At 64.0% G+C, this 13649-nt stretch carries 7 protein-coding genes and 3 rRNA genes; 9 read left to right on the top strand and 1 reads right to left on the bottom strand.

What is annotated here, in order from left to right; translation table 11 throughout:
* Positions 1-44 precede the first annotated feature (44 nt).
* The 6 genes from argJ to tyrS are packed head-to-tail and all read left to right on the top strand — an operon-like array spanning position 45 to position 6509.
* A complete protein-coding gene (argJ, locus tag ACZK5D_RS13240) occupies positions 45-1196 on the top strand; it encodes a bifunctional glutamate N-acetyltransferase/amino-acid acetyltransferase ArgJ (RefSeq protein ID WP_458996516.1) in 1152 nt (383 codons plus the stop codon).
* A 58-nt stretch (positions 1197-1254) separates the two neighbouring features.
* On the top strand, positions 1255-2160 hold the full coding sequence (argB, locus tag ACZK5D_RS13235; RefSeq protein WP_463665700.1) for an acetylglutamate kinase: 906 nt from the start codon (positions 1255-1257) through the stop codon (positions 2158-2160).
* A complete protein-coding gene (locus ACZK5D_RS13230; RefSeq protein ID WP_458993637.1) occupies positions 2157-3329 on the top strand; it encodes an acetylornithine transaminase in 1173 nt (390 codons plus the stop codon). The genes argB and ACZK5D_RS13230 overlap by 4 nt, the downstream gene beginning before the upstream one ends.
* Positions 3322-3822: an arginine repressor gene (locus tag ACZK5D_RS13225; protein WP_458993638.1), complete on the top strand. Its 501-nt coding sequence runs from the start codon at positions 3322-3324 to the stop codon at positions 3820-3822. The genes ACZK5D_RS13230 and ACZK5D_RS13225 overlap by 8 nt, the downstream gene beginning before the upstream one ends.
* A complete protein-coding gene (gene argH / locus ACZK5D_RS13220; protein WP_458993639.1) occupies positions 3812-5224 on the top strand; it encodes an argininosuccinate lyase in 1413 nt (470 codons plus the stop codon). The genes ACZK5D_RS13225 and argH overlap by 11 nt, the downstream gene beginning before the upstream one ends.
* Positions 5225-5255: 31 nt before the next feature.
* Positions 5256-6509, top strand: coding sequence for a tyrosine--tRNA ligase (gene tyrS, locus ACZK5D_RS13215; protein ID WP_458993640.1), 1254 nt, complete (start codon positions 5256-5258; stop codon positions 6507-6509).
* A gap of 1 nt (position 6510) precedes the next feature.
* On the opposite strand, the gene ACZK5D_RS13210 is transcribed toward tyrS, so the two are convergent.
* Positions 6511-7737: a CapA family protein gene (locus ACZK5D_RS13210; RefSeq protein ID WP_458993641.1), complete on the bottom strand. Its 1227-nt coding sequence runs from the start codon at positions 7735-7737 to the stop codon at positions 6511-6513.
* Between the two features lie 696 nt (positions 7738-8433).
* Between ACZK5D_RS13210 and ACZK5D_RS13205 the strand changes: the two genes are divergently transcribed.
* The 3 genes from ACZK5D_RS13205 (at position 8434) to rrf (ending at position 13606) form a co-directional block, all read left to right on the top strand.
* Positions 8434-9952: ribosomal RNA gene (locus ACZK5D_RS13205) — 16S ribosomal RNA — on the top strand.
* Positions 9953-10284: 332 nt separating this feature from the next.
* Positions 10285-13377, top strand: a 23S ribosomal RNA gene (locus tag ACZK5D_RS13200).
* A gap of 112 nt (positions 13378-13489) precedes the next feature.
* Positions 13490-13606 (top strand): 5S ribosomal RNA (gene rrf, locus ACZK5D_RS13195).
* The 16S, 23S and 5S rRNA genes sit together here, the layout of an rRNA operon.
* Positions 13607-13649 lie beyond the last annotated feature (43 nt).

Below are 13649 nucleotides of genomic sequence, written 5' to 3'. Positions count from 1 at the left end.
AGGCAATGAACATGTCCCATACTGAATCCGCGTCGGACGCGGGCGTGGGAGTCACCCTCCCGCAGGGTTTCTCCGCCTCCGGCGTCACCGCGGGGCTCAAGGCGAGCGGCAGGCCGGACGTGGCCGTCGTGCACAACCTCGGCCCCGGGATGTCGGCGGCGGCGGTGTTCACCTCCAACCGCGTCCATGCCGCGCCGGTGAAATGGTCCCGGCAGGCTGTGGCGGACGGACAGGTGCAGGCCGTGGTCCTGAACTCCGGCGGTGCCAACGCGTGCACGGGCGCCGAGGGGTTCACCGACTCGGCCACCACCGCCGCCAGGGTGGCCGACCGGCTGGGCGTGATCACCGACAACGTGGCCGTCTGCTCCACCGGCCTCATCGGGCTGCGACTCCCCATGGACCTGCTCCTCAACGGCGTCGACGACGCATGCGCGGCCCTGTCACCCGACGGCGGAGCCGCAGCCGCCACCGCCATCATGACCACCGACTCGGTCCCGAAGCAGGCGGGCATCGTGGTAGGCGGCTGGGCCATCGGCGGGATGGCCAAGGGGGCAGGCATGCTCGCGCCCGGCCTGGCGACGATGCTGGTGGTCCTCACCACGGATGCCGTGGTCCCCGCAGAGGCCCTGCAGGGCGCGCTGCGCGAGGCGACCCGGCTGAGCTTCGACCGCGCGGACTCTGACGGGTGCATGTCCACCAACGACACGGTGCTCCTCATGGCGAGCGGCGCCTCGGGGGAGTCGCCGGACCCGGCGGCCTTCCAGGCCGCCCTGACCGAGGTGTGCCAGGACCTGGCCCGGCAGCTGATCGCCGATGCGGAGGGCGCCTCCCACGAGATCGCCATCGAGGTGGTGGGGGCGGCCTCCGAGAGGGACGCGGAGGTCGTCGGTCGCGAGATCGCCAGATCCAACCTCTTCAAGTGCGCCATCTTCGGCGGGGATCCCAACTGGGGGCGGGTCCTGTCCGCCATCGGCGTGACGGACGCCGCCTTCGACCCTGACGAGCTCGACGTGTCCTTCAACGGCGTCATGGTGTGCCGGGGCGGCCAGATCGGCGACGATCGCGGTCTGGTGGACCTCGGCCCCCGCCAGGTGAGGGTCCTCGTGGATCTCCACGCCGGCGTCGAGACGGCCACCATCCTGACCAACGACCTCACCTACGACTACGTGAAGGAGAACGCGGAGTACTCGACGTGAGTCTGGGCCGACCATCCGCCCACGTCCCGCCCGCGCCGCACTCCCAGGGGAAACCATGATGACCAAGACCCGCATCCAGCAACAGCCCGAGCTCATCGCCAAGGCCGGCACCCTGATCGAGGCGCTGCCCTGGCTGGCGGAGTACGCCGGCCGCACCGTCGTCATCAAGTACGGCGGCAACGCCATGACCGACGAGTCGCTCAAGCTCGCGTTCGCCGAGGACATCGTCTTCCTGCGCCGCGTGGGGGTGAAGCCGGTCGTCGTGCACGGTGGAGGCCCTCAGATCTCGTCGATGCTCAAGCGGCTGGACATCGCCTCGGAGTTCCGGGGCGGCCTGCGCGTCACCACCCCGGAGGCCATGGACGTGGTCCGGATGGTGCTCGTCGGCCAGGTCGGCCGCGAGCTCGTCAACCTCATCAACCAGCACGGGGCGTTCGCCGTCGGCATGTCCGGGGAGGACGGGGGGCTGTTCACCGCCAAGCGTCGCGGCCTGGTGGTCGACGACGAGGAGATCGACCTCGGCCTGGTGGGCGACGTCGAGTCCGTGGACCCGGCCTCCATCCTCGACCTCATCGACGCGGGCAGGATCCCCGTGGTCGCCACCGTGGCGCCGGACGTGGAGGGCCAGGTGCACAACGTCAACGGCGACACCGCCGCGGCCGCCCTGGCCGTCGCCCTCGGGGCGAAGCGGCTGGTGATGCTCACCAACGTCGCCGGCGTCTACGCCAACTATCCCGACGAGGAGTCGGTGATCACCCAGATCTCGACGGCAGAGGTCAGCGCCATGCTCCCCAGCCTCGACGCGGGGATGATCCCCAAGATGGAGGCCTGCGTCCGGGCCGTGGAGGGCGGCGTGACCTCCGCCACGGTGATCGACGGCAGGATCCCACACTGCCTGCTGCTGGAGATCTTCACCGACGAGGGCGTGGGCACGATGGTCACCAACGAGGAGGTCCAGCCATGACCCAGAGCGAGCTCACCGCCCGCTACGGCGCCGTCATGATGAACGCGTTCGGCCCGCCCAAGCGGGTGTTCGAGCGCGGCGAGGGGGTGCACCTGTACGACGCCGACGGCCGGCGCTACACCGACCTTCTTTCCGGGCTGGCGGTCAACGCGCTGGGGCACAACCATCCGGCGGTCACGGCGGCGATCACCTCGCAGCTCGGCCGCCTCGGCCATGTGTCCAACTTCTTCGCCAGCGAGCAGCAGATCCGCCTCGCCGAGCGGCTGGCGGGGTTCACGGGGAACCCCCAGACCAGGGTGTTCTTCACCAACTCCGGCACCGAGGCCAACGAGGCGGCCTTCAAGCTCTCGCGGCTCACCGGCCGCACGAGGCTGGTGGCGATGGAGGGCTCGTTCCACGGCCGGACCATGGGCGCCCTGGCCCTCACCCACAACGCCAAGTACCGGGAGCCGTTCGAGCCTCTCCCTGGCGAGGTGACCTTCGTACCGTTCGGTGACGTGGAGGCCCTGAGCGCGGCGGTGGACGAGCGGACGGCCGCCATCGTGCTGGAGACGGTCCAAGGCGAGAACGGCGTGGTCCCCGCGCCGGACGGATTCCTGGCCGCGGCGCGTGACATCGCCACCGCCAACGGTGCCCTCCTGTGGATCGACGAGGTGCAGACGGGCCTCGGACGCTGCGGCGAGTACCTGGCGCATCGGGCCGACGGGGTGGTGGCGGATCTGATCACGCTGGCCAAGGGCCTCGGCAACGGGTTCCCGATCGGAGCCTGCCTGGCCACGGGGGAGGCGGCGTCGCTTCTGCAGCCGGGCCTCCACGGCACCACCTTCGGCGGCAACCCGGTCGCGGCGGCCGCGGGCAACGCGGTGCTCGACGCGCTGGAGTCCGGCGTCCTCGACAACGCCCGCTCCGTTGGTGCCTGGCTGGCCGCGGCCGTGCGCGACCTCGGCCATCCGCTGATCGACGGGGTGCGCGGCCGCGGACTATTGCTGGGCGTCCTGCTGACCAGGCCGGTCGCGGGCGAGGTCGCAGACGCGGCGCTCGACGCGGGCTTCGTCATCAACGCGCCCCGGCCGGGCGTGCTCCGGCTGGCGCCGCCGCTGATCTCGGCGCCGGAGGACCTGCAGGGCTTCCTCGACGCGCTCCCAGGGCTGCTGGACCCGCATGTCTGACGTGACGAGGGCCGGCCGGCTGGCCACCCTGCGTCAACTCGTCAACGAGGCCAGATACGCCTCGCAGGCGGACCTGATCGAGGCGCTGGCAGCCGAGGGCATCAGCGTGAGCCAGCCCACCCTGTCGAAGGACCTCCTGGTCCTCGGCGCCGTCCGGCAGCGGGCCGCGGACGGCTCGCTCGTCTACGCCGCGGGGTCCGACGAGGACCGGGGCGTCACCATGGACAAGCTGGCCCGCCTCTGCGCGGAGATGCTTCAGTCCCTGCGCGCCGCCGGCAACCAGATCGTGCTGAAGGTGCCGCCCGGCGCCGCCCAGTACTTCGCGGCAAGCCTCGACGCCGCCGCGCTCGCGGGGGTGATGGGTACGATCGCCGGGGATGACACCATCCTGGTGATCGCCACCGACGAGGGGGCGGCCGAGGACGTGGTGGTGCGGATATCCGAGATGACGAAGAGTGGCCGACCGGGAAGAGGACGCGACGATGAGCACTGAGCAGGGGAGACTCTGGGGAGGCCGGTTCGCCGGCGGTCCGAGCGAGGCCATGTTCGCGCTGAGCCGGTCCACCCAGTTCGACTGGCGGCTGGCGCTGCACGACATCGCTGGCTCGCGCGCCCACGCGAAGGCGCTGCACGCCGCGGGCCTGCTCGACGCGGACCAGGCGTCGGCGATGGACGCCGGGCTGGCGGAGCTGGCCGGGCGCGTGGAGTCGGGCGCGTTCGTCGCGGCGGACACCGACGAGGACGTCCATGGGGCCCTTGAGCGGGGCCTCAAGGAGATCGTCGGCGCGGACCTGGGCGGACGCCTGCGCGCCGGCCGGTCCCGCAACGACCAGATCGCCACCCTGATCCGCAGCTACCTGCGTGAGGAGGTCCGGCTGATCGCGCAGGACATCGACGGCGTCGTCGAGGCCCTGAGCGGCCAGGCGGAGCGCCACCTGGGGGCGGTGATGCCGGGGCGGACGCACCTGCAGTCGGCGCAACCCATCCTGCTCAGCCACCACCTGCTCGCGCACGCGTGGCCGCTCGTCCGCGACATCGAGCGTCTGCGCGACCTCGACCGTCGACTCGCGGTCAGCCCCTACGGCTCGGCGGCGCTGGCGGGGACGTCGCTCGGGTTGGATCCTGCACTGGTGGCCCGCGAGCTGGGGTTCACCTCCTCGGTGGCCAACTCGATCGACGGCACCGCCTCGCGGGATCTCATCGCCGAGGCCGCGTTCGTCCTGGCGCAGGTGGGTGTGGACCTGTCGCGGCTGTCGGAGGACGTGATCCTCTGGTGCACCGCGGAGTTCGGCTTCGCCACGCTCGACGACGCCTGGTCGACGGGGAGCTCGATCATGCCGCAGAAGAAGAACCCGGACGTCGCGGAGCTCGCCCGTGGGAAGGCCGGGCGTCTCATCGGCAATCTGTCGGGGCTGCTCGCCACGCTGAAGGGGCTTCCCCTGGCCTACAACCGTGACCTGCAGGAGGACAAGGAGCCCATCTTCGACGGCATCGACCAACTCCACGTGCTGCTGCCCGCCGTCGCCGGGATGGTCGCCACGCTGACGTTCCACCCGACGCGCATGGCTGAGGTGGCGCCCCACGGCTTCTCGCTGGCCACCGACGTCGCCGACCACCTGGTCCGTTCGCGGGTCCCCTTCGCCGTGGCGCACGAGGTCGCGGGGGAGACGGTGCGGTACTGCGAGTCGCGTGGAATCACGCTGCAGGACCTGACGCTCGAGGATCTCCCGGCGATCTCTCCGGTGCTGGACGGGTCGGTCCTTGAGGTGCTGACCGTGGAGGGTTCCGTCGCCTCGCGCGACGGCCGGGGCGGCACCGCGCCGTCGCGGGTCCGCGAGCAGCTCCTGGAGCTCGACGCGGCGCGGGGTGGCTTGGCGGACTTCCTGGCGGGCTGACCGCGGGCGCCATGAGGCTATGCTGACCGGCGTGAACGCACTCCTCGACGACCTCCGCTGGCGTGGGCTACTCGCCCATTCGACAGACCCGGATGCGCTGGCCGCGCATCTCGACGAGGGGTCCGTGAAGTTCTATGTGGGGTTCGACCCCACAGCGCAGAGCGTGCACACCGGCAACCTGGTTCAGCTCCTCCTCGCCCGGCGCCTGCAGGACGCCGGGCACCGGCCCTTCATGCTGGTGGGCGGAGCGACGGGCCTCATCGGGGATCCCAAGGAGTCCGGGGAGCGGATCATGAACTCCACGGACGTGGTGGCCGGCTGGGTCGAGCGGATCCGCGAGCAGGTCGGGAGGTTCGTGACCTTCGACGGCCCCGCGGCCGCCACCATGGTCAACAACTTCGACTGGACCAGCCGGATGTCGGTGCTCGACTTCCTCCGCGACGTGGGGAAGCACTTCCCCGTGAACCGGATGCTCGCCCGGGACGTCGTCGCCCGGCGTCTCGAGTCCGGGATCTCCTACACCGAGTTCTCGTACGTGCTCCTGCAGTCCATGGACTACCGCGAGCTCTACCGGCGTCACGGCGTCACGCTGCAGACGGGCGGATCGGACCAGTGGGGCAACCTGACCGCCGGTGTGGAGCTGATCCGGCGCAGCGATCAGGGCCGCGTGCACGCCATGGCGACGCCGCTCCTGACCAAGGCGGACGGCACGAAGTTCGGCAAGACCGAGTCCGGCACCGTCTGGCTGGACGCGACGCTCACCTCGCCGTACGCGTTCCACCAGTTCTTCCTCAACGCCGAGGATTCCAAGGTCGTCGACTACCTGAAGGTGTTCTCCTTCAGGTCACGTGAGGAGATCGAGGCGCTCGAGCAGGCCACGATCGACGCGCCCTTCAAACGTGAGGCGCAGCGGGCGCTCGCCGACGACGTGACCGACCTCGTGCACGGCCCCGCCGAGCGGGAGGCCGCGGTGGCGGCCGCGTCGGCGCTGTTCGGCCGCGGTGAGCTGGAGCGGCTCGCGCCGTCCACGCTGGAGGGGGTGCTCCGGGAGGTCGGCGGGAAGCCGGTGGAGGAGGACCTGACCATCGTGGAGGCGATGGCCATGGCTGGGATCGTCGAGTCCAAGGGGGCGGCCAGGCGGGCCATCGCCGAGGGCGGCGCCTACCTCAACAACGTCAAGATCGACGATCCGGACCTGGTCCTCACCGGGGACCGCCTCGTCCACGGCCGATTCGCGGTCCTGCGTCGCGGGCGCAAGACCGTCGGCGGCGTCTACCGTCCCTGAGTCAGCTGCGCTCGGTCAGCCCTTCGACGCCCAGGCTGTAGACCGTCTTCCGGGTGCGGGCAGCCGACGCCTGCATCTCCTCGGCGAGCGGGTTGCCGGCCGCCAGCTCGTCGGGGATGAGGTAGACCCTCGCCGGTCGGGAGCCCGAGTGCTTCGTGATCATGGTGGGGGCGTACTCGGCCGCTGAAGCGACGAAGGAGCCGTCCGCCTGCTCGGTGAAGGTGACCTGGGCGAGGTACCCGTCGTAGGTGCGCGGCTTCGCCGGACCGCTTGCGGCGATCAGGTTGCCGGCGCCGTAGACGACCCACTTCCCGTTGACCTTGTCGATCGGCTGCACCACGTGGGCGTGCTGGCCGAACAGGAAGTCGACGTCCGGCGACGCGGTGACCGCCTCGGCGTAGGCGCGCTGCTGCTCGTTGATGGTGCTGGAGTACTCGTCGCCGGCGTGGATGTGAACGGCGACGATGTCCGCCCCCGCTTCGCGGGCCCGCCGCGCCTGCGCGATCGCCAGATCGGCGTCGAGCAGCTCGACTGACCAGTCCTTCCCCTTCGCCTTCGGAATGCCGTTCAGGCCGTAGGTCTGGCTGATGACGGCGACATCGACGCCTGACTCCGTGGTGTAGATGACGGGGGTGGCGGCGAGTTCCTCGGTGGCGTAGGACCCGGCGGTCAGGATGCCGGCCGCGCGGTGCACGTCGATGGTGCGCACCAGCCCTTCCCACCCGGCGTCCATGGTGTGGTTGGAGGCGGTGGTGCACAGGTCCCATCCCACCTCCTTGATGGCAGGGGCGATCTCCTGCGGCGCTGCGAAGAGGGGATAGTTGCGGAAGGGGCCGTCCTTCTCGGCGAACGGGACCTCCGAATGGCAGATCCCCAGGTCCGCGGCGGAGACGTAACCCTGCAGCGAGGCGAGCTGCGGGAAGAAGTCGAAGCGGGGCTCGCCTGTGCTCTTGGCGTCCACCTCGGCGCTGTTCCACAGCGAGTTGTGCCACAGCAGGTCACCGCTGACATTGATGGTCACCTCCCGCATGGGGGCGGGCGACGACGAGGTGGGCGAGGGGGAGGGCGACGGCGCCTCGGGCGACGGAGCTGAGGCCGACGCGGAGGGCGACGCCGCCGGCGTCCCGCTGCCGGGCATCGGTCCGGCGGGGCCAAGGCCGGTGGGCGCGCACGCACCGGTGAGAACCAGCGCCGCCAGCGCCGGCAGGAGTAAGGCACGCTTCTGCATGGGCCAAGGCTACGACGTGACCGACGGTGCGCCCACCACGACCGCTCGGGTTTGCGCGGGCGCGGGGACGCGTGTACTGTTCGTCGAGCCTTGTTGGTGCACCGGACGTTCAGGACGGACCAGAGGCACCATCCTTCTCATCGCGAACGGGATGAGTGTGCGCTCGCATGGAGCCCGCTCAACGTCCCGGGTCGGGCCGGGAAGGCTGGGAACAACTCAACAGCGATCGGTCGCGGATCTGTCGGTTTGACAGGCGCAGACGGTGTAGGTAAAGTTGGTCGGGCCGCTTCGGCGGTGCTCAACCGGAAGACTCCTTGTCACAGAGGTTTCTACCATCTCACACAACGTTCTGGTGCTTGTCGGTTCGATTTGACGGACTGGTCGTGTGTGGGTAAGGTTGGTCGAGTTGCCCCAGGGTGGATGTCACGGTTTCGTGGTTGATGTCTGGGAGTGCCCGAATCTTGAGAACTCAACAGTGTGCTTTAAGTCAATGCCAATTTTTTTTGCACTGCAGGGCCTTTGTGGTCTTGTTTTGCGTTTTCCCGTCGCGTGGCCTCTTTTTTGGGGTTGCGTGTTGGGTTTCTTTGAGTGAAATTTTGATTGATCCAGTGATGGATTTTGGTCAGTGTTTGATTCGAAGTTGTTTGTGACGGTTTGCGGGCTGCCTCTTTTGGGGTGGTTTGTTTCCGATATTTTTCAACGGAGAGTTTGATCCTGGCTCAGGACGAACGCTGGCGGCGTGCTTAACACATGCAAGTCGAACGGTAAGGCCTCTTCGGGGGTACACGAGTGGCGAACGGGTGAGTAACACGTGAGTAACCTGCCCTTGACTTTGGGATAACATCTGGAAACAGGTGCTAATACCGGATATGAGCCTTTTCCGCATGGGATTGGTTGGAAAGCTCCGGCGGTCATGGATGGACTCGCGGCCTATCAGCTTGTTGGTGAGGTAGTGGCTCACCAAGGCTTCGACGGGTAGCCGGCCTGAGAGGGCGACCGGCCACATTGGGACTGAGATACGGCCCAAACTCCTACGGGAGGCAGCAGTGGGGAATATTGCACAATGGGCGGAAGCCTGATGCAGCAACGCCGCGTGCGGGATGACGGCCTTCGGGTTGTAAACCGCTTTCAGCAGGGACGAAGCTAACGTGACGGTACCTGCAGAAGAAGCACCGGCTAACTACGTGCCAGCAGCCGCGGTGATACGTAGGGTGCGAGCGTTGTCCGGATTTATTGGGCGTAAAGAGCTTGTAGGCGGTTTGTCGCGTCGGGAGTGAAAACTCAGGGCTTAACCCTGAGCCTGCTTCTGATACGGGCAGACTTGAGGAAGGTAGGGGAGAATGGAATTCCTGGTGAAGCGGTGGAATGCGTAGATATCAGGAGGAACACCAGTGGCGAAGGCGGTTCTCTGGACCTTTCCTGACGCTGAGAAGCGAAAGCGTGGGGAGCAAACAGGCTTAGATACCCTGGTAGTCCACGCCGTAAACGGTGGGTACTAGGTGTGGGGGACATTCCACGTTCTCCGTGCCGCAGCTAACGCATTAAGTACCCCGCCTGGGGAGTACGGCCGCAAGGCTAAAACTCAAAGGAATTGACGGGGCCCCGCACAAGCGGCGGAGCATGCGGATTAATTCGATGCAACGCGAAGAACCTTACCTGGGTTTGACATATGCCGGAAACATCCAGAGATGGATGCCCCTTTTTGGTCGGTTTACAGGTGGTGCATGGCTGTCGTCAGCTCGTGTCGTGAGATGTTGGGTTAAGTCCCGCAACGAGCGCAACCCTCGTCCTATGTTGCCAGCGGGTAATGCCGGGGACTCATAGGAGACCGCCGGGGTCAACTCGGAGGAAGGTGGGGATGACGTCAAGTCATCATGCCCCTTATGTCCAGGGCTTCACGCATGCTACAATGGCCGGTACAAAGAGCTGCGAACCTGTAAGGGTGAGCGAATCTCAAAAAGCCGGTCTCAGTTCGGATTGGGGTCTGCAACTCGACCCCATGAAGTCGGAGTCGCTAGTAATCGCAGATCAGCAACGCTGCGGTGAATACGTTCCCGGGGCTTGTACACACCGCCCGTCAAGTCATGAAAGTCGGTAACACCCGAAGCCGGTGGCCTAACCCTTGTGGAGGGAGCCGTCGAAGGTGGGACCGGTAATTAGGACTAAGTCGTAACAAGGTAGCCGTACCGGAAGGTGCGGCTGGATCACCTCCTTTCTAAGGAGCCTGTAGCGTCATCACTGTGTGGTGGGGCTCATGGTCGTGTTCTGGGGCGTCTGTTCCCGGCGCGGCCGGCACCGGAATGTGGAACATTGATTTTGTATGCCTGGTCAGAAGTCTGGTTCGTTAGTACAGCCTCCTTTTTTGGGGGAGTGGAATGCGGGTCGGGTGGAGGTTGGGTTAAGCACACTGTTGGGTTTTGAAGGGTCGGTCGCTTGTGCGGCGGCTTTTCTGTGCGGACCAGGTCTGATCATCTGTTTGTGGGTGGTTGGGTGTGGGCTCGCCCGTATTTTGAGAACTTCACAGTGGACGCGAGCATCTTTGTAGATTAACAAGCTACTAAGTGCGATCGGTGGATGCCTTGGCACCAAGAGCCGAAGAAGGACGTTGTAACCTGCGATAAGCCTCGGGGAGTTGGTAAACGAGCTTTGATCCGAGGATGTCCGAATAGGGAAACCTTGAAATACCGGAGTCATGTCCGGCAACCTCTGCCTGAATATATAGGGTAGTTGGAGGGAACGCGGGGAAGTGAAACATCTCAGTACCCGCAGGAAGAGAAAACAATTGTGATTCCGTGAGTAGTGGCGAGCGAAAGCGGAAGAGGCCAAACCTCATGTGTGTGATAGCTGACAGGTGTTGCACATGGGGTGTTGTGGGGCCGTTCGGACCGTGCTGTCATGCGGTCAGAGAGTAAGAAATGGACAGGGAAGTCGAAGTGGCTGCGAAGGCCACAGCATAGAAGGTAACACTCCTGTAGACGTAAGTTGTTCACTCTCGAGCGTTACCCCAAGTAGTGCGGAACCCCTGAAATTCCGCATGAATCTGGCGGGACCATCCGCTAAGCCTAAATACTCCTTGGTGACCGATAGCGGACAAGTACCGTGAGGGAAAGGTGAAAAGTACCCCGGGAGGGGAGTGAAATAGTACCTGAAACCGATCGCATACAATCCGTCGGAGCCTGTAAGGGTGACGGCGTGCCTTTTGAAGAATGAGCCTGCGAGTTAGTGGTACGTGGCGAGGTTAACCCGTGTGGGGTAGCCGTAGCGAAAGCGAGTCCTAATAGGGCGTTTTAGTCGCGTGCTCTAGACCCGAAGCGGAGTGATCTATCCATGGCCAGGGTGAAGCGACGGTAAGACGTCGTGGAGGCCCGAACTCACTTGGGTTGAAAACCGAGGAGATGAGCTGTGGATAGGGGTGAAAGGCCAATCAAACTCCGTGATAGCTGGTTCTCCCCGAAATGCATTTAGGTGCAGCGTCGCATGTTTCTTACCGGAGGTAGAGCACTGAATGGTCTAGGGGGCCCACAAGCTTACCGAAATCAGTCAAACTCCGAATGCCGGTAAGTGAGAGTGCGGCAGTGAGACTGTGGGGGATAAGCTTCATAGTCGAGAGGGAAACAGCCCAGATCATCAGCTAAGGCCCCTAAGCGATAACTAAGTGGAAAAGGATGTGGAGTTGCGGAGACAACCAGGAGGTTGGCTTGGAAGCAGCCACCCTTGAAAGAGTGCGTAATAGCTCACTGGTCAAGTGATTCTGCGCCGACAATTTAGCGGGGCTCAAGTTATCCGCCGAAGCTATGGCATTCACGTGTTTAGGCCGTAAGGCTGCGTGGATGGGTAGGGGAGCGTCGTGTGCGCGGTGAAGCGGCGGGGTGACCCAGCCGTGGAGAGCACACGAGTGAGAATGCAGGCATGAGTAGCGAAAGACGGGTGAGAAACCCGTCCGCCGAATATCCAAGGGTTCCAGGGTCAAGCTAATCTGCCCTGGGTAAGTCGGGACCTAAGGCGAGGCCGACAGGCGTAGTCGATGGACAACGGGTTGATATTCCCGTACCGGCGAAATATCGTCCGTGCTGAGGCGAGTGATGCTAAGCATGCGAGGTCGGTTGTGGTCTTCGGATCGTGGCTGGCTGAGTCTGTGACCCAATCTTGTAGTAGGCAAGCTGCGGAGGGACGCAGGAAGGTAGCTCTTCTCGGGTTTGGATATCCCCGGGCTAAGTGTGTAGGACGGAACGTAGGCAAATCCGCGTTCTATATGTTTGAGACATGATGGGTCGGTCACTTTTGTGGCCGTAAGAGTGATCCTATGCTGCCTAGAAAAGCTTCGTGAGCGAGATATGAGCCGCCCGTACCCCAAACCGACACAGGTGGATAGGTAGAGAATACTAAGGCGATCGAGATAACCATGGTGAAGGAACTCGGCAAAATACCCCCGTAACTTCGGGATAAGGGGGACCTGATGCGTATTAGAATTTACTTCGAAAGCGTTGAGGGTCGCAGAGACCAGGCCCAAGCGACTGTTTACTAAAAACACAGGTCCGTGCTAAGTCGAAAGACGATGTATACGGACTGACTCCTGCCCGGTGCTGGAAGGTTAAGGGGAAGGGTTAGCCTCACGGCGAAGCCTTGAACTTAAGCCCCAGTAAACGGCGGTGGTAACTATAACCATCCTAAGGTAGCGAAATTCCTTGTCGGGTAAGTTCCGACCTGCACGAATGGAGTAACGATTTGGGCGCTGTCTCCACCATGGACTCGGCGAAATTGCACTACGAGTAAAGATGCTCGTTACGCGCAGCAGGACGGAAAGACCCCGGGACCTTCACTATAGTTTGGTATTGGTGATCGGTGTGACTTGTGTAGGATAGGTGGGAGACTTTGAAGCTTGGACGCCAGTTCAGGTGGAGTCATCGTTGAAATACCACTCTGGTCACTCTGGTTATCTAACCTAGGTCCATTATCTGGATCAGGGACAGTGCCTGATGGGTAGTTTGACTGGGGCGGTCGCCTCCTAAAAGGTAACGGAGGCGCCCAAAGGTTCCCTCAGCCTGGTTGGCAATCAGGTTTCGAGTGTAAGTGCACAAGGGAGCTTGACTGCGAGAGAGACATCTCGAGCAGGGACGAAAGTCGGGACTAGTGATCTTCTGGTGGCACATGGAAGCGCCAGGACTCAACGGATAAAAGGTACCCCGGGGATAACAGGCTGATCTTGCCCGAGCGTCCATAGCGACGGCATGGTTTGGCACCTCGATGTCGGCTCGTCGCATCCTGGGGCTGGAGTCGGTCCCAAGGGTTGGGCTGTTCGCCCATTAAAGCGGCACGCGAGCTGGGTTTAGAACGTCGTGAGACAGTTCGGTCCCTATCCGCTGCGCGCGTAGGAGTCTTGAGAAGAGCTGTCCTTAGTACGAGAGGACCGGGACGGACTAACCTCTGGTGTGCCAGTTGTTCTACCAAGAGCACGGCTGGTTGGCTACGTTGGGAAGTGATAACCGCTGAAAGCATCTAAGCGGGAAGCACGCTTCAAGATGAGGGCTCCCACAGATTAATCTGGTAAGGCCCCCTATAGACCATGGGGTGATAGGTCGGATGTGGAAGTGCAGTAATGCACGGAGCTGACCGATACTAATAGGCCGAGGGCTTGTTTCTACAAAGATGCTACGCGTCCACTGTGAGGTTCCCGGGATACGGTCGGGAACCTCGAAAATGCAATAATTCAATATTGGCTTTTCGTAGGCTTCGAATGCTATCCTCATAGTGTTTCGGTGGTCATAGCGAGAGGGAAACACCCGGTCCCATCCCGAACCCGGAAGTTAAGCCTCTCAGCGCCGATGGTACTGCAAGGGGGACCTTGTGGGAGACTAGGACGCCGCCGGACTTACATAAACCCCCCGACCCTTGGTCGGGGGGTTTATTTGTTT

This window comes from Tessaracoccus yangjingae, assembly GCF_055326235.1.
This window is presented reverse-complemented; position numbering and strand designations above follow the sequence as displayed.

Coding starts and splice junctions, on each gene's coding strand:
- argB (WP_463665700.1), top strand. CDS start 1,255: ATGACCAAGACCCGCATCCAGCAACAGCCCGAGCTCATCGCCAAGGCC.
- ACZK5D_RS13230 (WP_458993637.1), top strand. CDS start 2,157: ATGACCCAGAGCGAGCTCACCGCCCGCTACGGCGCCGTCATGATGAAC.
- ACZK5D_RS13225 (WP_458993638.1), top strand. CDS start 3,322: ATGTCTGACGTGACGAGGGCCGGCCGGCTGGCCACCCTGCGTCAACTC.
- argH (WP_458993639.1), top strand. CDS start 3,812: ATGAGCACTGAGCAGGGGAGACTCTGGGGAGGCCGGTTCGCCGGCGGT.
- ACZK5D_RS13210 (WP_458993641.1), bottom strand. CDS start 7,737: ATGCAGAAGCGTGCCTTACTCCTGCCGGCGCTGGCGGCGCTGGTTCTC.